The sequence below is a fragment of the Photobacterium sp. SKA34 genome, from assembly GCF_000153325.1.
In the GTDB taxonomy this organism is placed as follows: domain Bacteria; phylum Pseudomonadota; class Gammaproteobacteria; order Enterobacterales; family Vibrionaceae; genus Photobacterium.
The window spans coordinates 851,850-874,519 of sequence record NZ_CH724141.1 but is presented as its reverse complement, the minus strand read 5'-3'; the positions used below and the strand labels follow the sequence as shown (position 1 = coordinate 874,519).

The window sequence follows — 22,670 nt, the reverse complement described above, 5'->3', positions numbered from 1 at the left end:
TGGTTACTTATGAAATAATTATTTTAGATGCAAAATAATGCATTGTTCATTGTCTATTTTTTTATACATGTATAGAATGGTTTCATATTTTTTAAGAATGGAAGATTATAAATAATATGTTGTATATTGTTATATGAAATTCTGACATCCAGTCTTAAAACTCCTTTTCACTATTAAGTTGAATTTTTATTTTTTAAATTTATGGTTGAAATACCAAACACTATCAAATTATCAGATGCTTATTGGCTACTGAGGATATGTTGTTTCTTTTAATAGTGAATAACGCCAATTTATTCATGGTAATTAATATGAAATTAAAAAAGTGGGCGCTCGCTTATGCCTTTATTTCTCCCTGTATTAATGCATTTGAAGTTTGCAATATAGGTGAAGAATATAATGTATTAGAAAGGGATGTTTTTCATGAACTTCGTAAGTCTAACTATCGTGGTTTCAGTGAGAATTTAACACCTGATGACTTATTTCTATCTGTCCCTGATCATTCTACTGATGTGCGTCCTTCTCTTATTGAAACTCAGGACGTTTTTCCTGAGACGTCTTTACTACTTGAATCTGGGCCGGCTGGTGCTACGTTGCTTGGCGCTGAAGAAACGGCAAGTCTACTCTCGACATTAGGGCGCTCAACTCTTGGCGCTCTCAGTGGCGTATTTGAGGTGTTGGGGCCTGTAGGTGATACCGTTGCTATTGGTTTATGGGCGAATGATGTAGCCCAAACTTTTGATGATGAAACAAAAACATCTTACGACCGATTTGTAAGTGTGATGGGGCTTATCGATTGGTTTGGTGTATTAAAGATCCCTGAGCGTGAAATAGATCGAATGATTTTAACCGCTCGTTGGAACCGTGTGGCTGCTGGTGATCATTATAGTTATACCGTTCATGAAGATATTATTTCTCAGCAAGATAAAAAAGATAAATAACACTGGGCTGATTTATCATCCGGTCAGCAAAGCATGCTGGAAGCAGTCGCTATTGGATATGCCACTGATGTTGCGCTTAAATACCAACTTTATTATCAAGAGGGGGTAAAAGCGCAAAGTCAAATAGTAACCACTTTAATTAATGCGGTGGAAAGTGAGTTAGATAAATCTTTTCTAACCCTGCTTGCCACTACCGATAGTGAGACAAAGCTCTTTAGTTCAGAGTTATCGAATGCTTGTCGAACAGAAATCGATGCATTGGAAGCTTTGTATCCCGAACAAGAACTAAACAATTCTTATCCGAGTGTAACTCCTTCTATTCGTAAAGCTAATAGAAGGTTAGCTAACCTCCAGCATTGCCAGCAAAATCAATTAAATTTAGTGATTGCTAAGTTAGAGAGTTTAATAAATGGCAACATTGAAGGTCTCGATCATCTAACTGTGCGTCAGCTATATCGAAGGGTATTAAATGCCAAGATAAAAATTGTTGAAACCGCGAACCAGCAATTAGCCGATGTAGGCACAAAGCTTCAGGCTCATATGCGAGCAGAGGGACTTAGTGCGATTGATCGTTTGTTTGGCTCTGGATCAGTTGAGCAGGCACACAGTTACTTTATACAGCAAGCAGAAGCGGTTGCTATTGATGAGATGTCTCGTAGTCTTTTTGGTCGCCCTGCGACGGAAAGGGAACGGAATAATAAGTATTTTATTATTCAAGCTGGCTACGAGACATGTTCTCGTATCGGCATGCTTGCGGGGGATCCGAATTTTGTTGGATGTACACAATATTCTTGGATTCCTGAAGAGAGGAAGCATTTTGATCCCTCAAAAGATGACGTTATTTCTCGAATGGTGATGCCAACGAGAGACGCCATTAAACGGTTCTTTCTTCAATCTTTGGATCAATTAATTCTCAATGGTTGGAATAACTTACATGAGGAAGCTTGGTTAGAGCGCCAGATTATCAGCTTTTCAGAGAAACAACGCATACTTAAAAAAGCTGAAACAGACAGAGCGCTTGTAATGCGATGGTTATTTGATTCAAGTAAAGAGATAGTGGAAGAGTGCGGCTCGGGGAATGCTTGCGCTGCTTGGTCATCAAGTTATCTTGCTGGGCAACAATTGTCACCTCATTCATCATTACAGCATATTGCAAGTTGGTATGAGAGTAATAACAATTCAAATCTCTATGTACATTCTGCTCGATTAGCTAAGCTCGATGGCTTAATTAGATCTGCGCTAGAGAGTGAATGGCAAGCTAATCATGTAAATAGCTTTTATAGTTATATTTTCCCTGGCAGCTTTGATCTGGAAAAGCATGCTCCTTTGATTGCATCAGCATTAAACGTTTCAGGTCTTGATACGACTAATCTTGCTTCTGCGTTACCACTGGCTAAAAGCGTTGTGAAAACTCGTCTTTCTGAAGCCATGAGTGTGGCTGACAGTAATGGTGAGGAGTGGCTTCTTACTCAAATTGGAGATTTTCAAAGGTATTTGGCGATTGTTCATAATCAACATAACTCAACGGGTCATTTTGCTTCTGGTGAGGTGGGAACTACCACGCTATTTTCAGAGCCTTTACCTGCGCATTTATTACGATATATGACGTTGGATTTCTACCATACAATTGATGGTAATAACTTTGATGAATATTACTTCCCCATAACCGGTGAAGCGCCAAGTTATGATGCTTGTAGTGGCATAGTGAATTTGGTCACTTAGTTAGAGGTGATATCATCACTTCATACGTTAACAGGTGACACTATGACAAATCGTACAAGACGACTATTCAGCGCAGAATTCAAGCTCGAGGCTTCACAGTTAGTGATTGATCAAAATTACTCAGTGGCAGAAGCCGCCCAAGCCATGAATGTGGGTAAATCCACGATGGATAAATGGGTTCGTCAGCTTAAACAAGAACGACAAGGCAAAACGCCAAAAGCTTCGCCTATGACCCCTGAGCAAATAGAAATTCGGGAATTAAAAAAGAAGTTAGCTCGTCTTGAAGAGCATAATGAAATATTAAAAAAAGCCACGGCTCTGTTGATGTCGGACTCACTGAACAATTCTTGATGATCAAGAAACTCAAGCAGAGCTATAGCGTAAAAACATTATGCGAAGTCTTCAATGTTCATCGAAGTAGTTATAACTATTGGCTAAAGCGTCCAACAGCGATTAGGGCGGAAACAGTCAAACTTCGCAGCTTAGTTAGTGAGGCCCACGCAGCAAGCAACGCCTCTGCGGGAGCGAGGACTATTGCAGATATAGTCACAAATCAGGGTTTAAAACTGAGCCGATACCGAGCAACAAAACTCATGAGAGAGCTTGGTTTAGTCAGTTGCCAACAGCCAAAGCATCGATACAGAAAGGCTTCTCAAGAACATGTTGAGGTTCCAAATCACTTGGGCCGACAGTTTGCTGTTACCGCCCCAAATGAAGTTTGGGTTGGTGATGTTACGTATATTTGGACAGGAAATCGCTGGATGTATTTAGCGGTTGTTATTGATCTTTTTGCCCGCAAAGTGATTGGTTGGTCGATGTCTTTATCACCTGATTCCAGTCTGACAGGCAAAGCTCTTTCAATGGCTTATGAGTCGCGTGGTAAGCCGAAAGGCGTCATGTTCCACAGCGATCAAGGTAGCCACTATACAAGTCGAAAGTACCGTCAATTACTGTGGCGTTTTAAGATAAAACAGAGTTTATCTCGCCGAGGAAATTGCTGGGATAATGCACCAATGGAGCGTTTCTTTAGAAGCTTAAAGACCGAATGGGTGCCAACAGTGGGTTATCGTAGTTTTGCTGAAGCTCAACAAGAGATCATCCGCTACATTATCGGGTATTACTGTCAACTCAGGCCGCATCAATATAATGGCGGCCTAACTCCCAACGAATCAGAACGATTATATTGGGAAAACTCTAAAACCGTGGCCAATTTTAGTTGACCACTACACCTAAAGCTATTGAAAATTTCTCAGTGAGCCTTTTTTATATCGCTCAAGCACTGAGTGGTATTTTAGGTGCCGTTGTTTCAACGAGTGTGGCACTAGAAAAAGGACAACAAGTCACTCAGCAAGTGGTACAAAACCTATATGGTAACTATTTCCAATTGTTGACAATCCTTGCTGTGGTAATGATTGTGGTTGCACTGATATGTTCGGCAATTATCCGTAAAATGCTAAAGTCTGCAGATGAGCATCATGCCATTGAATCACAGGCAGCTAATTAGCATTTAAATGAGTGTAAGTGACTAATAATTAATGATTGTTTAATTACTTTTTAAACGAGCTGTGGCTTAGTAGTACTAGTCACAGCTCGTTTTTTTTGCGTTATTTGTCAATCACTGTTTTACTACATCTCTACATTTATTAATTAAGATAAATACATATCTAGCTTTTTAAAAGTACTGAATAATGTACAATTTTATGCTCATGTTTAGTCTTTGATAAAATACTATTTATTTTAAGAGTTGAATTTTTATGTTGTAATCAAAAAAAAGATCCATTATCTTAAAAAAGTAAATTCCCCGCATCTAAATAGGAAGCTAAGCCAAGTGAACAAATAACGCCTGTATTCATTTTAAATAACATAATCATTTAATACTGAACACAGGGTTAGTAGGCTTAGCTTAGTAATCTATAAAATCTCGTATTTCAATTATCTATACTTTTACTACGTACAGAAAAATTGTCATATCACCTAAGTTAAGCTGAATTATGCCCTGTCTCTAGGAGGCTATATGCATATTCGATTTAATAATTTAGGATTATCTAATAATTCAAAAGTACTATTCAATAATTTTACTACTCAGGTGAATGAAGGCGATCGTATTGCGATTATCGGTCGCAATGGGAGTGGAAAGACAAGTTTACTTAACTCCATTATTGGTAAGCTTTCACCGAGTGAAGGTTTTATTGATATTTCAAATGATGCAGTGATTGGTTATGTTAGCCAATTGGATACACACAACGTAAAACTCAGTGGTGGACAACGCTTTAATAAACGCTTGTCTCAGGCGTTATCAAAATATCCTGATATTTTAATTCTCGATGAGCCGACGAATAATCTTGATGAAGATAATCGTAAGAGCTTAATTAATATGCTCAAATATTTTTATGGCGCATTGATTATAGTAACTCATGATATTGAATTAATTGATAAAGTCACATATACCATATGGGATATTGCTTCTGAGGAGATAGCGGTTTTTAATGGTCGTTATAGTGATTATCAACAAGAGAAACGTTATAAAAGTCATCAAATAATCAGTGAGATAAACCAACTCGAGAAAGAAAAGAAATTAACACACCAGAAGCGAATGAAAGAGCAAAAGCGAGCGGCAAATAGTAAAGCCAAAGGGCAAAAACAGATTGATAACCGGAAATGGCCAACGGTTGTTAGTAAGGCTGCAATGAACCGAAGTAATACTACAGCAAACCAAAAGAAAGCCGTCATTACACAAAGTCAAACTGCACTTAGAGATAAGCTGAAAAATATAAATTTTATAGAAGATATACATCCTCATTTTGATATTAACCAGTATGATCAGGTTAAGGGGGATATTGTATCTATTTCTGACGGCCATCTTAAATATAAAGGTGAACAAGCACCAATTTTAGAAAATATAAACTTTCGAATAATGTCAGGAGAGCGGGTTGCCTTAAAAGGTAAAAATGGGACAGGAAAATCTTCATTTATTAAAGCACTGCTTGGTGAAAATAATATTGATATTCAAGGTTTTTGGCACTTAATTGATGCTAATGATATTGGATATTTAGATCAGCATTATGAAAATATAAATAATAAATTGAGTGTGTTTGATAGTGTAAAAGAAATAAAACCTGAATGGAGTGTGCAAGAGGTTAGACATAAACTTAACGAGTTTTTATTTAAAAATAACGAAGAGGTATTTAAGACCGTCAATCACTTATCTGGTGGTGAAAAAGCCAGACTATCGCTTTGTATTATTTCAATATTAAACCCGAAGTTACTGATTTTAGATGAAATAACAAATAATTTAGATATAGAAACAAAAGAGCATGTCAGTAGTGTTCTCGCAAGCTATCCCGGTACGCTTTTGCTTATTTCGCATGATGAAGTGTTTATTAGCAAGGTTCGGTGCCAGCGCTTAATTGAAATTAAAAATAAGCAGTTTATTGAATCGAATAATAAAGAAGTTTATGTGTCAGGAGAAGAATTTTGAGAGATATTATCAAGTACAACTGTGCTGTCTGGGATAACTTAGCGAAAAGTGGCAGTAGATGGACGTTGCCTGTCGATACGAAGGTTATTAAGCAAGCCCAAGCAGGGGCTTGGTCGGTACATATTACGAAAAAACCGCTTCCTAGCGATTGGCTACCTAAAGATATCCAAGGTAAGAAAATCCTTTGTTTAGCCTCTGCAGGTGGGCAGCAAGCACCTGTATTAGCAGCCGCTGGTGCTGACGTAACCGTGGTTGATATTTCTTTAGAACAACTCGCAAAAGATGAGTTTGTTGCTAAAAGAGATGGTTTAATGTTGAGGACGATTCAGGCTGATATGACAGACTTAAATATGTTGGAGGATAACACCTTTGATTATATAGTTTCGCCGATTTCAAACCTATATATCCCTGATTTAACGCGTCTATGGACCGAGTGTTATCGTGTTCTAGTGTCTGGCGGTATATTATTGGCGAGTTTTTATAACCCAGTATTGTTTATTTTTGAACGTTCGGAAATATTGGAGAAACAAGGATTGATAAAGCCGAATTTCATTTTGCCTTATTCCGATATTGAGAGTTTATCGAATGAGAAATATCAACAAAAACTAGATCAAGGTGAGGCAATAATTTTTGGTCATACCTTGTCACAGCAAATTGGTCTTCAAATGGAAGCCGGCTTTTTACTCGCAGGGTTCTATGAGGATGAACACCCGACACCACGGTTTATTATTGAAAAATATATGGACACATTAATCGCAACTAAAGCGATCAAACCTTAATCATTGATTTTGTAAACCAAAGAGCCCAATTTGTTATTGGGCTCTTAAGAAGATTAAAGTGCGATAAAAAGAAAAGCTGAATCTAGTTATTATTCTTTGGTGTGATTAACTTAGCGCCTGGCGATGTGACGCCGTTAACATCATTATTGTTATATAGCGCACAACTTTCCATTGATAAACAGCCACATTGAATACAGCTACCTAACTGGTTTTGTAGTTGTTTTAACTCATGCATTTTATCTTCAAGCTTTTGATGCCAAAGTGTAGAAAGTTGTTCCCACTGCTCTTTTTTTACATTTTCGTTTAAGGGAATATGAGCCAAGGCTTGCTTTATTTCTTGTAATGTTAAACCGACATTTTGTGCTGCTTTTATTACGGCAATACGGCGCAGTACAGATCGCTTATAACGGCGCTGGTTGCTCGCGGTTCTATAACTAAGAATGAGTTCTTTTTGTTCGTAAAAATGTAAAGCCGAAACACTGACTCCTGCGCGTTTTGCAACTTGTCCTACACTCAATTCCATTTGATTCTCCACATCAGATATCTATTTGTTCTTGTAGCCAGTTTTTAAAGGCAAGGTACTTAGGCCGTTTTTCCATCCCTTTCATACAGGCAATATAGTAGTTTAAATCTGATGGTATAGCCGAAAAAGGAGTCACTAGTTGCCCTGATGCTAATGGTTTTTCTATTAACTGTTGACGTCCAATAGCAATGCCTAATGAGTTTATTGCCGCTGTTATATACAAATTACTTTGATTAAAACTATAGGTTTTTTGGTAACAATCAATATCACTATTGTTTGCTGTTAGCCATCTGGGCCAAGCTTTCGATTGTGTTCGGTGTATAAATGTTGCTTCTTCTAAACCCTCAATACCTTTCTCAATTAATCCTAACTGTTGTGCATATTGAGGGCTACAAACAGGGATTAAGTATTCATTAAATACTAATTCGGTATGTAAGTCAGGATGATTAGGCTTGATGTAATAAATCGCTAAGTCGATAGGCTCATACCTAAAGTCATGAATAGAGTCTTTGACTTGAATACGGACATCAAGGTTGGGGTAGCGCTTTTGAAAAGACGTTAAACGAGGTATAAGCCATGATGCAGCAAAATTATTTGAGGTACCAATAAATAACTCACCACTTAGTTCATTGTGTTTGATGTCATTAAGCTCACTGTAAATAGCATCGAATGACTGTGATACAGCCATCTTTAGCCGTGTACCTTCAGGAGTCAGTTCGAGTTTGCGAGTGCGCCGAATAAATAATTTAAAACCGAGTTGTTGTTCTAAATTTTTGATTCGATGGCTTACCGCACTTTGAGACATTGTTAAATATGATGCCGCTTTGGTAAAACTGAGCTCTCTGGCTGCAATATTAAACACATGCATATTTGCCATTAGAATTTGTTGTTTATCCATTTACCCTCCTCATGCATGAGTAAAACTCATTTATAGGCGATAACTCTTCGTTTGTTAAGGCTATTGAAACGGTTTTTAATGAATTTATCTAAACTGTGATGTTTTGCTAAAGGAAAAGAGAATGAACAATCCATTAAAAATTGTTGTGATTGGTGCAGGCTCTAGTTATACCCCAGAACTTATAGAAGGCTTATTAGTCCGTAAAGATGAAATGCAGATTTCAGATTTATGGCTTGTTGATATTGAAGATGGATGGGAAAAAGCGCAAATCATTGCAGCGTTAGCGAAAAGAATGGTGGATAGTGCAGGTGTCGATATGACAATTCATTTAACACAGGATCGACAATTAGCATTGAAAGATGCTGACTTTATTTGTTCTCAATTTCGAGCTGGTGGACTTGAAGGGCGGATAAGAGATGAAAAAATTGCACTTAAATACGGCATGATTGGGCAAGAAACCAATGGGCTTGGTGGCTTTGCTAATGCTTGCCGTACTATCCCGATTGCTCTCGATATCTGTCGGGATATTGAAGCACTATGTCCTGATGCATGGCTTCTAAATTTCACTAACCCATCGGGTATGGTGACAGAGGCTATTTTGAAGCATACGAATGTTAAAACGGTAGGACTGTGTAATGTGCCAGTAACGATGCAAAAAGGGGCGGCAGCAATCTTAGGCTGTAAAGAACAAGATTTGATGATCCAAATTGCAGGTTTAAATCACCTCGTTTGGGCAACCCAAATATTACATCAAGGGCAAGATAAACTTTCTGAAGTACTAGAGGCTGTATTAGCGGGTAACGACAGTATGGTGCCACAGAATATTCCACCGTTCGCTTGGCCTGCAAATTTGGTTCGCTCGCTAGGTATGATCCCTTGTGCTTATCTTCGTTACTATTATCAAAGCCAAGATATGTTGGATGAAGAAGTGAAAGAGTTGCAACACCAAGATCAAGGTTGCCGTGCTGAAGTTGTAAAATTGATAGAGAAGACATTATTTGATATTTATCGCGATCCTCACCTTGATGTAAAACCCAAAGAGTTAGAGCAACGTGGTGGTCAGTATTATTCAGAAGCTGCGTGTGAACTAATGAATGCTATTCATAATGACAAGCGTTCAATTATGCATGTTAATACTCGTAATAATGGGGCAATTTCAGGTCTTCCTGATGACTGTGCTGTTGAAGTGAGTGCGATGATCACCAGTGCTGGCCCTATTCCTTTTAATGTTGCGCCTCTGCCGACCGATACTCTGCGCTTAATTCAGTTAATGAAAGAGTTTGAGACTTTAACGGTTAAAGCGGCAGTAGAAGGGGATATGAATGCGGCTATTCGTGGATTGATTTTAAACCCTATCGTACCAACAGGACATGTATTAGAGCAGGCATTAGCTGAAACGATTGAAGCGAATCGAGCATATATGCCTCAGTTTTCTCACCTGCATTAATCGTTAGTCGTATTGTTTAAGTATCTGTAGAGGATTGATATATGAAATTAATTATGAATGCTGATGATTTTGGGGTAACTGAGGGGGTTAACCAAGCGATAATTCAGTGTTTACAGGCTGGCATTGTTAAATCGACAACATTAATGGTTAACCAACCAGGGACGTTAGATGCCATTGCCAGAATGAAAAAAGGTGAATGTGGTGATGCTGATGTTGGATTACATATTACATTAACGTCGGGTAAACCTGTGCTCGAACCTGAAAAGGTAAGGAGTTTAGTTGACAACAATGGCTATTTTCTTAAAAAGCCTGAGCTGTTCTCTCGCCAACCATCGGAGATAGATCAAGAGCAAGCTTATCAGGAAATGCATGCGCAATATGCTTTTGCGTTGGCATTGGGTTTAGAGCCAAGCCATATTGATACTCACCATTTTGCAGCAACTATCCCATCGATTAAACATGCCTTTATCCGTTTTTTAAATGATATAGGTTTGCCAGCAAGACGTATTGATGTGATGACGGAAGGAATGAAGGATTTAAAGGTCGCAACACCAGATATCTTTGATATGGGCTTTTTTGATGAGGGGGTATCACTATCACGGCTAAAAGGTTATTTACTTGAATACCAGGCACAATTTACTCATAAATGCGTCGAGTTTATGTGCCATCCTGGTTTAGCCGACGATCCACTATTAAAATCAATATCAAGTTATAGTGATAAGCGCTTTGAAGAATTACAAATTCTGACCGATCCTCAATTTAAGCTCTGGTTAAAACAGCATAAGATCACGCCGACGAATTTCTCCGCATTATAGTTAATAAGTGATGAGCGATGTTAAGTACCGTGATAGTTACCGTTTTAATGGGTAACTATCACGGCGACTTATTTATTGCTCAATCGTGATATTCGATGTTGGGATTGAACAACAGGCTAGTATTACACCTTGTTGTTTTTCTTCTTCGCTCAATGCTGCGCTGTCTTGTTGTAATACATTCCCTTCAGTCACTTTTACTTTACAGCGTCCACATAAACCGGCACGACAACCACTTTTTATTGGTAGCTCTGCCGCTTCAATTTGATCTAACAAGCTAGTTTGGTTGTTACCAGTAAATTGTTGCTGCTTATATTGGATGTTGAGTGATTGTTCTTGTTCTGGCTTGGTCAATGCTTTATTGAATTGCTCTTGATGAAAGCGATCGGTTGGTAAGCCTTGATTGCTAAATAGCTCTTGCGCTATTTGGTTAAAACCACTGCTGCCGCATACATAAACATGGCAGTTATCTTTTACGTCAATGTTTGCAAAGTGCTCCGCGCAAATACGTCCATGATAGGCATGAGATGTATCATTATCTTGAGTTAAACAGATATGAATACTAATTTCTGGGTGATGGCGTTGTATTTCAGCAAGCTCATCAGCAAAAGGAATATCTGCTTGTGTTTTGCAGTAATGATAGAAAGTTAGTCCTTGAGTATTTCTTTCAGAAATTAAGCTGCGTAGCATCGACATCATCGGCGTAACACCACTACCAGCAGAGAGCAGCAGGGTATTTTGTTGTTTGTGTGGCTCAAGGTAAAACTGACCTGATGGTTTTTCACTCCATATCGTATCACCGACTTGTAAATTATCGTGTAGCCAGTTTGACACTGTTCCTTGCTCAATTCGTTTAACTGAAATAGTGTATTCTTGCTCTAGTGGTGATGAAGACAGTGTATAACAACGTTCAACGACATTGCCGTTAATCGCAATACGAATAGGGAGGTACTGTCCTGGCAAGTAAGGTGCTAAAGCTGTGTCTTTTTGTGCCTTAAAAGAAAAAGAAACAAAATCTTTTGCGATGATTTCACGCTTAACGCAGGTCAGGGCAACACGTTGGTCAGGGTATGTTTCTGGAGTGCGATGCTCTAATACTTCAACCTGATCCCCTTGACGAACAATACCTTCTTTTACCACGATGGCATTCATACCAAAATTCACATTGGTTGGAATGACTTTATCTGAACGAAAGGTCATGAGTGTTGCAAGGGGTTCATTATTATCTGCTTTTTTTGAGGAATTAGGATCATAGTTTACTAATACACAGCGGCTACAAGGAGCCTTAATTTCAAGTTCTACTTCACCAATACGTATTCTTTTCCAGCTATCTTCAGCAAATGCGTTAACTCCAGACACGACTAAATTGGCACGAAACTTATCCATTGAATGGATTTCCTGAGTGCGATCATTGAGCTCATTTAGTGATGCTTCAGAGACAATCATGACTGGAAAGTTATCAGCAAAACTGACTTTAACTTGCGCTTTGCCTCCCATACGCTGGCTTTCGACACCGTTATAAAGCAGTTGTGCTGGTTGCCCAATGATTTCACTAACCCATTGATCAGCATCGTTCGATGTTGTGTAAGCTTCACAATTATCATTCCATACCGCGGTGGAAGTCGCCAGAAGTGCTAATTGTTCAAAGCTCAAAGAGAGTGGAGTTTTATTAGGGTAATTGAAAAGTAAACCGTTAGACTCAATAGTTGTAGTGATAAGTAGTAGCTGAGGATAACGACGAGAGGTGATCATTGAACCGTCAGTGAGCGCGATCATAAAGCGTCGATCAAGATTAATGCCCGCAGATTTAACATAAGCTTGAGATAGGGAGATCTTTTGGGTTGATTTTTGTTGCAACCATTTAGAAATGTCACACGGTTCTCCAAGTTAGAAATGTCACTTTTTCTAAGTGACAGAAATTTGTTATTTCGCTTGGTCATACATCACGGGATTTATTCGCGACTGTCTACGTTGTTCTTGTCGTCTTGGTGTATCTGAACGACTACGCTCTCTTAAACCTTCTGATTCCAATCGTTCTTGCTCTACCATCGCTAATCTCAAAACAGCGTCTAAACGCTTATTTTCAACTATCTCTCCCTGATTTATTCGCTCCAATTTATCAAAAATACTGTAACCTAATGATTGACCTAAATGCTTAATATCTATTTGACCGTCAGGGTAATCATGTATCATGATATTTCTACCCACAAGGTTTTCATTTTCTGAATTTTTTTCAAGTAAATACATGACTTTGTCATACTGTAGCGTTAGTGATTTAGTTACTTTTCGCGAAGTTTGCCAGGAGAAAATATCGTATAACTCTTTCGGGGTTTCGTAGATAGGTCTGTGCACATTCAATTGACGTTTAGCTGGTTTAGCAAAGCGCCTGTTATAGTTATCTATAAAACCTGATAACCACTCGTTTGCTTCTTCTATCCCATTAATCCCTGCTAGCCTCATCTCTTTAACTAGACGGTCTTGAAGCGTTAAATTAGCGCGTTCTACGCGCCCTTTAGCTTGTGGAGTATTGGCACAAATTAGCTCAATGTTTAATTCTTTTAGTGCGCGACCATATTGAGTCAGTTTATTGCGGTCTTCGTTGCTAGCATGGTTAACACGGAAAACACCGTGTTTATCCGTGTAGAGCGCGACAGGCTTACCATGCTGTTGTATATACTGCTTAGTCGCAGCCATATATGAAAACGTCGACTCAGAATCACAAAAATATAAATGCATGATGGCGCTTGTTGCGTCATCAATAAAAACAAGCAATGTACATTTATCGGCTCGGCCTTCGAACCAGTCGTGGGGGGAACCATCAAGCTGAATAAGTTCGCCTATACAATCTCTTCTCGCTCTCGGTTGATAAATCTTACGTCTTTTCTTAACCTTTGGTTTCCAAAGTTTTACCGAAACCATCCATTTTCTGATGGTTTCAGTAGAGAGTCTAATATCATGAATTTCAGCTAATTTTTCTGCGGCTAGCGTAGGACCAAAATCGAAGTAATGAGTCTGAATTAAATCAATAACTTGTTTTTTCAATGATGCATTGAATTGACGATTACTTGGCTTAGTTCGCTTTTTTGAAATTAAACCATTAGCCCCGAACTGTCGGTATTGATTAACCAATCTTTGAATATGCCTACGGCTTAAGTTCAGGATTTTAGAAGCATCAATTTGTCTAATACGCTTATCACAAACGTTTTGTATTGTTTCGAGTTTCTGAAGCTCTTTTGTGCTCATCGTGAGTAACATTCCAGCACCGTAGGCTGATTCTTCCATAGGAAGAATCATACACCTAATGTGACATTTCTAAGTTGGAGGAATGTGACATTTTAAAGTAGGGCTGACACTTTTGGGTTGATTTAATTGGAAAAATATTAATCTGGGAGAGTATTTGATTCACAGGGCACCACAATTAAGAACACGACATTTATTTGATGAATAATAGGGTGAAAATGTTAGTGAAATGTCAGCGTGTATGTGATTGCTTTTAAATCGTCTGCTTTTAGGTATTAATTGAGTAAAAATGACAGTACTGTAAATAAAAAAACAGATAATCTGTTCTCTTTTTAGTTCTGTTCTGACCTACCAGCAGCCTTATCTTTTTTTTGATTTATACAATAGTCTCCAATCACACCGTCTTTTTTCGCTTTAATAGAAAGTTGAATATATAAAAATATGATGAAAAATAGGAATAACACCAAAGAAATAACAACATAGAGTGGAAGTAATTCATCATTACTCATAGTTTTTACCTCATTAAATTAAAGCGATTATCATTTAATATAATAGATAATTTTAATAATGTTAGTTTGTTTTTACTCTAAAAATGCAAACATAAATATTAAAATAGTTGTTTTAAAAAAGTTATTGGCGTTATTTGTCTATTTTTGTAAAGATAGTTTATAACTTAATGATATAAGAAGGATAAGCGATAGAAAATTATTAAATAAGTCTCTTTCCTTGTCAATAATCTAAAGTTTATTGTTAGAAATTATGCTTAATAAATAGATAAGGTTTTTTACTCCCACTTATGTAATAAATGAAGTTGTAAAACTTAGCTTCTGCCTATTTTTCGATGCCTTGATTTGTCTGATAGAGAACCTGTTTTGTCCCGAAATTAGTGAGTTAAGTATAAATGGCAATTTTTTAATATGTTATTATTTATGATAAAAGTTAAGCTTTTACTGAATAGGAGATATCTTCTGTAGTTGTTAAGGTTTCGCTTCTTACTCTCGTGTTAGGTGTCTAAAAAAGAAAACAAAGTTGCAAGATTTTACACTTCCTTAAAAATTGAAAGTCTTTACAGGAGTAATATGCATCTGATGGCTTAGTGCTAGATAGTGAAGCTTTAATTTCATTTAGATAAAGTGCGTTTTCTCACTTTTTCGTAAAGGCTTTAACTCTTTAATTTACGGATAGAAGGATAAATCAATAATGCAGTTCTTGAATAAAGTGGCCATAGTGACAGGCGGCTCAACAGGCATTGGAAAATCTACGGTTGAGCTCTTAATAGATCGTGGAGCAATTGTTTATAATATTGATATTAATACACCTGATTCAAATAATAGCCATTTTATTCACTGTGATATCACTGATTATGAAAAGCTACAAAAAGTAATTAATGATATTTACTTTAAAGAAAAAAAGATTGATGCTTTATTTTCTAATGCTGGAATGCATTTAGTATCTAACATTGAGCAAACGTCTTTAGAAGAACTCGATAAGATAATATCAGTAAATATTAAAGGTACTTTTTATACGCTTAAAACCGTTATTCCCTTAATGAAAGAACATCGTCAAGGTAATATATTATTGATGGGTTCTGATCAAAGTTTTGTAGGTAAAGGACTAAGTGCAGCTTATGGTTTAACAAAAGGTGCAATTGCACAACTGACTAAAAGTACCGCCATTGACTATGCCGAATTTAATATAAAGATAAACTGTATCTGTCCTGGAACTATAGATACCCCCTTGCTTGAGAAGGCCAAAAGGTCATTTATGTCAGCAACAGGTCTAAGTGATAAAGAAGTCATGAACATGTTGGAAGAAGCACAGCCAATCAAGCGTATCGCACGACCTGATGAAATCGCTAAGCTAGCGTGTTATTTATTATCTGATGATAATAGTTTTATGACAGGTTCATTAGTGCCAATTGACGGTGGTTATACCTGCCAGTAATACTATTATACCTGCCGTTTTCAAGCTGTAATAATGAAAGAATTTACTAGATATCAATTAAGTGTGAATTGCGTCAATAGATGGTATCTATTATGTTTTAATTTTTTCTCGCCATATCTATGTTGACAATAAAAGCCGATCTTACGATCGGCTTTTAAATGATGGGCGAATTAGTTAAAACTTGCCTTTAGCCACACTTGCGATGGTCGAAAGAAATATGTTTGCCTTTTCCTTTAATAATGCGTTCATCAGCAAATATCCAGCTTCACTCGTTGCTCTCAAATAGAAAGGCTGAAAGAAGAGCAGATGAAATAGCACCAGCAGCAAGGGTCTTAATTACTTCTTTCAATAATCCATATTGATGAAAGGAATTTAGGCGATAATGTGTCGAGCAGCATAGTAACTATTTAGTGATAAATAAGTGTGATATGAGAACGATAATATCTAATTAATGGTGATAATTTGCTTTTTCCTTAAATTATGCTCGGCGTCTAAAAATGTAGAATGATGTTTTAAGAAAGGAATCAAGAATTCAGGTGAGTATGAGTATCTATAAAGGAATGCAGTTAACGATATAGCTGTAGATATAAAGTGATCTTATATCTACAGCATGTTAAACAGGGGCTTTATGTCGGTTTTTTAGCTAATTGTATTAAGTTGTCACCCATATAGCTTTGATCATTGTTTAGACCCGGTAATACAAAATAATAACCGCCGCCAAAAGGTTTGATGTATCGTTCTAATGGCTCTCCATTAAGTCTTTTTTGGGTATCAATAAAGCCTGTTTTCAAGTTTTTTTGGTATGAAACAAAGATCAATCCCATATCTAGTGCTCCTGTGTTACTAAGCCCTAATGAGTAGCTGTAACTCCGTCTTCTAAGCTTTGCTGTATGGCGTTCGGGGTTTCGTGGTTCAGCACGACGCATGTGAGAATCAAATAAAATGCGATCACCATGCGGATCTTTATCAAATTCTGGCGAGTCTTTCTCATGCTTCATGCCTATTGGAGCACCGCTAATCTTATGACGACCAAAATTATTTTCTTGATCTTCTAATGGTGTTCTATCCCAAAATTCAAGATTAAATCGGATCAAACGTATGGCTTGGTAGGAGCCTCCTACACACCATGATTGCGCTTTATCTGTGTCGGTAACCCAAACGAGCTCGTTCATGAGTTTTTCATCACTAGCTGACGCATTACCTGTTCCATCTTTAAAGCCAAATAAGTTAATTGCCGTAGACTTATTATCTATGTCTCGTGAAGGTAAAAAGCCATCCATTTTCCATCGTGGAGAAAGGTACTTATTGGTATGTTGAATGATGTCTCTAACGGCATAAATGACACTTTCAGGGCTATCAGCACAGATTTGCAGTGTGATATCTCCTCCACACCAATTAGGCTCTAGTCGATCATTTGGAAAGCTTGTCATTGTTTGTAAATGCTTAGGTTTAAAGGGGGCAAGACCAAAGCGTTTGTCAAATAATGAGTCTCCTAGCGCAACAGTAATGGTAAGGGAGTCGGGTTTGAGTGAACGTCCCAAGATCCCAGATTCATGAGGAGGCAACTTATCATCTGTATTGGCAGGTAACACATGATCTTGAGTTAAATAAGCAATGCGTTCCGTTAGGGTTTTTAGCACTGTTTCGAGCCCGTCTAGCGTTTCAATTGTGACGTCAAAGGCAATAAAAGAGGCATCTTTTTGCTCTTTAGTGATCAATCCTGCTTGATGGTCGCCTTTGTAGTTAATCGTTTTACTGTAATTATGAGAAGATTTTGATGCGTTCGCTGCCACCGTCGGCATTGAAAGAGCCGCGCTACCTACCGCAAGTGTTTTCAATACACGGCGGCGAGAGAATGTAAATGTTGATGATGTTTTCTTATCGCTCATGGTGTTTCCGCCTGATATTTGTAGTAAACATCTACGTTTAGGGTAGATCTTAATGTTGCCAGTAAATAAGCTTGATCTGATAACAGCGAGTAAAGCTTCTTCTTATCATGGTTGGTTAGTTGACCATATGGCTTAAAACTTCCTTGATCTGTTACGTAGCGACCAATGAGCTGATCGATCTGCTGGTAGTTTTTAAGTATTGGCTTTAACGTTTCAGGCGAAATAAATGGTTTAAGCTCTTCAATAATTTTTTCTGACCCCGCCATATTTGCTGCAATATCTGCGAGATCTGAATGGCTGTATATATTTTCTTGTCCATTGAGTTTTACTTCGATGATCATTTCAATATAGTCTGCAGATGATTGAACTAACTTAGGTATTTCAATGTGTTCTTGCTCAACACGTTGTTTGAGATCTTTGACATACATGACTAATTCATCAACAGCGTCTGATGCTGCAGACTTATTCTTAGCTTTGAAGAGCATATACTCAACGAGATGAAAGCCTTTAAAACGATAGTCATTTACACCTTGTAAAAAATAATCTGCACGCGAATTTATAATACGATCTGTATTTCCAAATAGGTCAACAACAGGGCGTATCATTTCGTAATGTTGATGTGCTTTTACGTAATAACCTTGGGCTTCTTTTATATTATTTTCCACTAAAGACTTTTTTAAATGATTAAGTAGTTCAATGACTTGTTCAATATTGTCAGTGGCGTAAACAATAAAGGCTTCCGTGGCTGGTTTATATTTAGCCGGTGTTGGTATATCTCCTTTTGCAATGATTATCTCATCACCAGTTTGGACTGGTGAGCGTAATGCTTTGGCCTCAAGGGGGAAACTTGAGGCCAAAAGAAGAGATAGACAAAGGGTATTGATCAGTGTTCTAGTTCTGTTGTGCATGCTTTCCTCCACGTAAGAAAAGCCATGCCATTGAGAGCCAAAAAATGATGAAGGTAATAATACTTAGCCAAATTGGCTGAGAACGATAGGCGAAGAAGGAGGACAGTAAACTTCCAAACAAGCCTGAATCATCAATAATATTTGTGGTATCCCATGCAGGTAAATACAGGAAATCTGGAACGGAATAATCGAATTCAATTAATAGATTCAACCCTTCTTCCATACCTTTTAGCAGTAATGACACGGCTAAAAAAAGCAATATAATTCCTGTTATATTGAAAAAGATGCGCCACGGAATATAACGTTTGAATAGTGAAAATACATACATAGTGAATGCAGCAACGACAATGCCACCGAATACTGAAATGAAGAAATCAACAGCATTGTTTTTGTTTAATGTCATGATAAAACTAGATAAAAAGACAACTACTTCACTTCCTTCTCGTGCGATTGCAATCGCGACAATGAAAGTCACTCCCCACCAACTTTTCTTTTGGGTTTGTGCTGCTAAGCCTGACTCTATGTCTGATTTTAATGATTTACCGTGGCTATTCATCCAATAAACCATTTGGACTATTAACAGACAGGCTGCAATTTCCATAATGATCATAAATAAAGATTGGCCTGTATCGTCTAGAACGTTAAATACGCCATAAATCAACAAAGCGAGCATAACGGAAGTTACGCAACCTATGACAACACCGCCCCATAAATATTTCAGTCCATGTCGGCTATCTGTATGTTGTTTGAGCCAAGCATAAATAATGCTGATAAGAAGAAGCGCTTCTATACTTTCACGCCAGATAACAAAGGTAACTTGTCCCATTATTCTACCTGCTCACTAGCAACTATTTTGCCTTTTGGAAGATCGAGATGAAAGTCATCAAAAAAGGTATAGGTACCTTCCCTTAATGGTGCAATAACAACGACAGAGCTTGCTCCTGGTGCTAATACTTTTTCTTTTCGTAGTTGGGTGCTTTCAAACTCGGCGGGTTGATCACCTATATTTGACACCTTAATACGTATGATTTTCTTTGTTGGTACGTTGAGCACTTCAGGAGTGAATACCCCATTGTTTATTGTCAATTCAACGGTGAATTTCTCTGCTGCGAAAGCAGATAAGGGCAGAGTTAAAAAAAGCAATAAAATAATAAATGTGGGATTTCTTTTCATAATGAATATCAGTCTGTTAAATGTGAAAAAAGGGAGCTTTAAGCCCCCCTATAAGATTAATTAATCTTAGTAACTACCTTTTCTACCAACACCTGCGTAGTTAAATTCCCATGAAACGTCAAAAGGTTTAAACCATGGAGCTACCCCTGTTTCTTTATCAATATGTCGTCCGAACATGGCTTTTTTGTTGTATGACGGTGGGTAGATTGTGAAAGTAACTTTGTATTTACCATTACCGTCTAGCTTGATGTTTTTACCGTAGTGAGGTCCGTCACTTGCAACCATAGGCATAAATTCACCTGTTTGGGCGGGTTTATCATCACCTAGTTTGTCTACAGAGTATTTGATCGTAAGGTAAGGCATCCAGTCACCTTCAGCGAAGCCGTTTGGATTTTCCTCTGCCGCATGGATATCTGCTTCTAAATGCACATCAGAATCTTTCGCAGATAAGCTGTGCATGTTCTCCATGCCTTCTGTGTCCATGGTAATAGGTTGAAGGTAAACACCTTGAATCTCCATTCCATTTTTAAGTACAGGCTGACCAAGTGGATATTCTTGGGCTAATACAGAAGTTGAAGACAGAATAAAACTAGTTGCTACTAAAAGGTGAGCTGCTTTCATTGTTAGAATTTCCATTATTGATAATCAAGCGATAATATTAATGATAACCGTTATCATTACAATAGTTTTGAGGGGGTGATTTTTCAATTAAATTGCAAACTAAGTTTTATGATTTTGAGGGGTATGATCTATGTTATGAATCCCTATAAGTGTAACGTTAGTTATAGTGATTGATATCTACGGTTGTGTAGTTAAACGAAACCAAAACTTAATTCTTGTAGGGTTCGTATCTAACTTATATGTTGAGGTTTAGTTGAAGTGGTATTGGTAAACCATTTATGCCCCATTCCTAGTTAGTGATTTTATCGCTTGTCGCTTGTCGCTTGTCGCTTATCGCTTATCGCTTATCGCTTATCGCTTGTCGCTTATTATATTGATACAATTACTTTTATATGAAATAGTTAACTAGAAAAATATAATGACTAAAAAAGATGCCTTAATAGGCTACAGTGGGTTTGTCGGTAGCACACTTTTAAAACAGAAAAATTTCAATGATTTATATAGATCTACAAATATAGCCGAGATTAGAAGCAAGTCATTTGATACTGTCGTTTGTGCTGGAGCTCCTGCTGTAAAATGGTTAGCGAACAAGCACCCAGAGCAAGACAAAAAAAGTATACAAGACTTAATCTCACATTTATCGACCATAAAATGTGAGCAGTTCATCTTAATTAGTACAGTTGATGTATTTCAGAACCCTAATCAAGCAACTGAATCAACTTCTATTGATACATCGGGGCTTTATCCTTACGGCCTACACAGGTATGAGCTTGAAGAGTTTGTAAAGGCGAATTTTTCTAACCATCTCATCATTCGCCTGCCTGGACTAGTTGGCCCAGGGCTTAAAAAGAATGTCATTTATGACTTCCTCAATAATAATAATTTAGACGCTATAGATAGCGGTGGTGTTTTCCAGTTTTACCCGATGGTTAACTTGTGGTCAGATATCCAAGTGGCTATTAGGAATCACTGTAATCTTTTACATTTAACAGCTGAACCATTATCTGTTAGTGATATTGCAAAAGAGTGTTTTGGCTTAGACTTTGACAATAAATTAAGTGATACGCCTGCTAGTTATGACTTTCAAACTGAGGTCTCTCATTTATTTCATAATAATCAACCTTATCAATACTCTAAAAAAGAAACGCTATTAGCTATTCGAGCTTATGCTCAATCAGAAGCTAAAAAAGAGGTTGAATAATGATATCAATCTCTAATATTGCTTGGGATGTAGCCAAAGATAATGATGTTGCTAAAGTTTTAAACGACTATGGTGTTTCTTACATCGACATAGCACCACCAAAATACTTTGACATACCTAGCCAAACAGAAGAAAAAAAAATCTTAGAGGTAAAGCATTACTGGAATAGTAAGGGAGTCGAACCTATTGGGATGCAAGCCCTCTTGTTTGGTACTACAGGCCTTAATGTTTTTGGCACGAGTGAAACACAAAACTTACTTTTACAGCATTTAACTCATATTTGTAGAATAGGAAGCACTCTTGGTGCGAAAAAACTTGTTTTTGGCTCACCTAAAAACAGAGACCGTTCTCACTTAGACGATAGTCAAACACTAAAAATGTCGGTCGATTTCTTTAGACGCTTGGGTGCTATAGCTGAGAGTTATGGTGTTGTTATATGTCTAGAGCCTAATCCTGAATGTTATCAAGCTAACTTTATGACGAACAGCATTGATACTGCGGATATTGTAAGAGAAGTTAATCACGCTCATATTCGAATGCAACTTGATATCGGCGCAATGAATATCAACAATGAAGATCCCGCTAAAATTATAAAATCAGTAGCCCCTATCATTCACCACATTCATATTAGTGAGCCACAACTTGCTCCATTGAACAAAAATAACCCTTATCACAAAAAAGCAGCGGAAGCGATACAAACTTATTTGCCAGAAATGCCGATGACAATTGAAATGCTAACAAGCCACTCTTACTCATCAATTAAACAAATACGAAATGCAATAGAGCTAACGCAACAAGTTTATCGAGGCTTATAGATGAAGTGGTTAATTTTAGTTTTGGGCATTTTATCAAATGCATCAGCAAGTGTTTTGATTAAGGTTGCGGTGACGAATACATCCGCACCAATACAGCTTAGTAAGCCGTTGTCTATCATTGGAAACATTCCGTTAGTATCTGGGCTTAGTCTGTATGGATTAGCTTTCATGCTCTATGCTGTTTCTCTAACCTACCTACCTTTAAATATCGCTCACCCAACATTAACTAGTGGCTCCATTGCGCTAGTCGCAATCGCCTCAGTTGCTTTTTTTGGTGAAACT

General features: G+C 37.6%; 21 protein-coding genes and 1 pseudogene. 12 read left to right on the top strand and 10 right to left on the bottom strand.

Going from position 1 to position 22,670, the window contains the following annotated elements:
• Positions 1 to 308: 308 nt before the first annotated feature.
• From SKA34_RS22585 to SKA34_RS05395, 6 genes and pseudogenes are all read left to right on the top strand, one after another.
• Positions 309 to 938: a hypothetical protein gene (locus tag SKA34_RS22585; protein WP_050764778.1), complete on the top strand. Its 630-nt coding sequence runs from the start codon at positions 309 to 311 to the stop codon at positions 936 to 938.
• A gap of 33 nt (positions 939 to 971) precedes the next feature.
• Positions 972 to 2,660, top strand: coding sequence for a hypothetical protein (locus SKA34_RS05420; protein WP_006644503.1), 1,689 nt, complete (start codon positions 972 to 974; stop codon positions 2,658 to 2,660).
• A 42-nt stretch (positions 2,661 to 2,702) separates the two neighbouring features.
• Positions 2,703 to 3,880, top strand: a protein-coding gene (locus SKA34_RS05410) for an IS3 family transposase (protein ID WP_086004105.1) whose coding sequence is annotated in 2 segments (ribosomal slippage) — positions 2,703 to 2,961 and positions 2,961 to 3,880 — 1,179 coding nt in all. Because the reading frame shifts where the segments join, the coding sequence is not laid out codon by codon here.
• A pseudogene (locus SKA34_RS05405) lies at positions 3,877 to 4,164 on the top strand (major facilitator superfamily transporter); the annotation flags it as partial. The gene SKA34_RS05410 and the pseudogene SKA34_RS05405, both read left to right, overlap by 4 nt.
• 510 nt (positions 4,165 to 4,674) lie before the next feature.
• Complete coding sequence (locus SKA34_RS05400; RefSeq protein WP_006644501.1) at positions 4,675 to 6,138, top strand: ATP-binding cassette domain-containing protein; 1,464 nt, start codon at positions 4,675 to 4,677, stop codon at positions 6,136 to 6,138.
• Positions 6,135 to 6,917, top strand: a complete 783-nt coding sequence (locus SKA34_RS05395) for a class I SAM-dependent methyltransferase (protein ID WP_006644500.1) — start codon at positions 6,135 to 6,137, stop codon at positions 6,915 to 6,917. The genes SKA34_RS05400 and SKA34_RS05395 overlap by 4 nt, the downstream gene beginning before the upstream one ends.
• Before the next feature lie 82 nt (positions 6,918 to 6,999).
• Here the strand turns inward: SKA34_RS05395 and soxR are convergent, their stop codons facing one another.
• Positions 7,000 to 7,440, bottom strand: a complete 441-nt coding sequence (gene soxR, locus SKA34_RS05390) for a redox-sensitive transcriptional activator SoxR (protein ID WP_006644499.1) — start codon at positions 7,438 to 7,440, stop codon at positions 7,000 to 7,002.
• Positions 7,441 to 7,453: 13 nt separating this feature from the next.
• Positions 7,454 to 8,338, bottom strand: coding sequence for a LysR substrate-binding domain-containing protein (locus SKA34_RS05385; RefSeq protein WP_006644498.1), 885 nt, complete (start codon positions 8,336 to 8,338; stop codon positions 7,454 to 7,456).
• Between the two features lie 121 nt (positions 8,339 to 8,459).
• On the opposite strand from SKA34_RS05385, the gene SKA34_RS05380 reads away from it, so the two are divergent.
• Together SKA34_RS05380 and SKA34_RS05375 are read left to right on the top strand one after the other, a co-directional pair.
• Positions 8,460 to 9,785, top strand: coding sequence for a 6-phospho-beta-glucosidase (locus SKA34_RS05380; RefSeq protein WP_006644497.1), 1,326 nt, complete (start codon positions 8,460 to 8,462; stop codon positions 9,783 to 9,785).
• A gap of 41 nt (positions 9,786 to 9,826) precedes the next feature.
• Entirely contained in the window at positions 9,827 to 10,600 is a 774-nt protein-coding gene (locus tag SKA34_RS05375; protein WP_006644496.1) for a carbohydrate deacetylase, read from the top strand.
• A 72-nt stretch (positions 10,601 to 10,672) separates the two neighbouring features.
• Here the strand turns inward: SKA34_RS05375 and SKA34_RS05370 are convergent, their stop codons facing one another.
• From SKA34_RS05370 to SKA34_RS23280, 3 genes are all read right to left on the bottom strand, one after another.
• Positions 10,673 to 12,454 (bottom strand): MOSC N-terminal beta barrel domain-containing protein, encoded by a 1,782-nt coding sequence (locus tag SKA34_RS05370; RefSeq protein WP_006644495.1) that lies wholly within the window; start codon positions 12,452 to 12,454, stop codon positions 10,673 to 10,675.
• 66 nt (positions 12,455 to 12,520) lie between these two features.
• On the bottom strand, positions 12,521 to 13,840 hold the full coding sequence (locus tag SKA34_RS05365) for an ISNCY family transposase (RefSeq protein ID WP_083784328.1): 1,320 nt from the start codon (positions 13,838 to 13,840) through the stop codon (positions 12,521 to 12,523).
• A 329-nt stretch (positions 13,841 to 14,169) separates the two neighbouring features.
• A complete protein-coding gene (locus tag SKA34_RS23280; protein WP_006644494.1) occupies positions 14,170 to 14,346 on the bottom strand; it encodes a hypothetical protein in 177 nt (58 codons plus the stop codon).
• Positions 14,347 to 15,064: 718 nt separating this feature from the next.
• On the opposite strand from SKA34_RS23280, the gene SKA34_RS05360 reads away from it, so the two are divergent.
• On the top strand, positions 15,065 to 15,781 hold the full coding sequence (locus SKA34_RS05360; RefSeq protein WP_232284217.1) for an SDR family NAD(P)-dependent oxidoreductase: 717 nt from the start codon (positions 15,065 to 15,067) through the stop codon (positions 15,779 to 15,781).
• Positions 15,782 to 16,407: 626 nt separating this feature from the next.
• Here the strand turns inward: SKA34_RS05360 and efeB are convergent.
• The 5 genes from efeB to SKA34_RS05335 all read right to left on the bottom strand — a co-directional run bounded on the left by efeB (position 16,408) and on the right by SKA34_RS05335 (position 20,372).
• Positions 16,408 to 17,670: an iron uptake transporter deferrochelatase/peroxidase subunit gene (gene efeB / locus SKA34_RS05355; RefSeq protein WP_006644492.1), complete on the bottom strand. Its 1,263-nt coding sequence runs from the start codon at positions 17,668 to 17,670 to the stop codon at positions 16,408 to 16,410.
• Positions 17,667 to 18,578 (bottom strand): EfeM/EfeO family lipoprotein, encoded by a 912-nt coding sequence (locus SKA34_RS05350; protein ID WP_006644491.1) that lies wholly within the window; start codon positions 18,576 to 18,578, stop codon positions 17,667 to 17,669. Before SKA34_RS05350 ends, efeB begins: the two co-directional genes overlap by 4 nt.
• The gene (locus tag SKA34_RS05345) at positions 18,562 to 19,404 is read right to left on the bottom strand and encodes an FTR1 family protein (RefSeq protein ID WP_006644490.1); all 843 of its coding nucleotides are present in this window, start codon (positions 19,402 to 19,404) and stop codon (positions 18,562 to 18,564) included. Before SKA34_RS05345 ends, SKA34_RS05350 begins: the two co-directional genes overlap by 17 nt.
• Positions 19,404 to 19,751, bottom strand: coding sequence for a cupredoxin domain-containing protein (locus SKA34_RS05340; protein WP_006644489.1), 348 nt, complete (start codon positions 19,749 to 19,751; stop codon positions 19,404 to 19,406). The genes SKA34_RS05345 and SKA34_RS05340 overlap by 1 nt, the downstream gene beginning before the upstream one ends.
• A 66-nt stretch (positions 19,752 to 19,817) precedes the next feature.
• On the bottom strand, positions 19,818 to 20,372 hold the full coding sequence (locus SKA34_RS05335) for an iron transporter (protein WP_006644488.1): 555 nt from the start codon (positions 20,370 to 20,372) through the stop codon (positions 19,818 to 19,820).
• 418 nt (positions 20,373 to 20,790) lie between these two features.
• On the opposite strand from SKA34_RS05335, the gene SKA34_RS05330 reads away from it, so the two are divergent.
• The 3 genes from SKA34_RS05330 to SKA34_RS05320 form a co-directional block, all read left to right on the top strand.
• Entirely contained in the window at positions 20,791 to 21,573 is a 783-nt protein-coding gene (locus SKA34_RS05330) for a hypothetical protein (RefSeq protein WP_006644487.1), read from the top strand.
• Positions 21,573 to 22,388, top strand: a complete 816-nt coding sequence (locus tag SKA34_RS05325; RefSeq protein ID WP_006644486.1) for a sugar phosphate isomerase/epimerase — start codon at positions 21,573 to 21,575, stop codon at positions 22,386 to 22,388. Before SKA34_RS05330 ends, SKA34_RS05325 begins: the two co-directional genes overlap by 1 nt.
• Positions 22,389 to 22,670: hypothetical protein (locus SKA34_RS05320; protein WP_006644485.1), on the top strand; the 282-nt coding region annotated here is incomplete at its 3' end.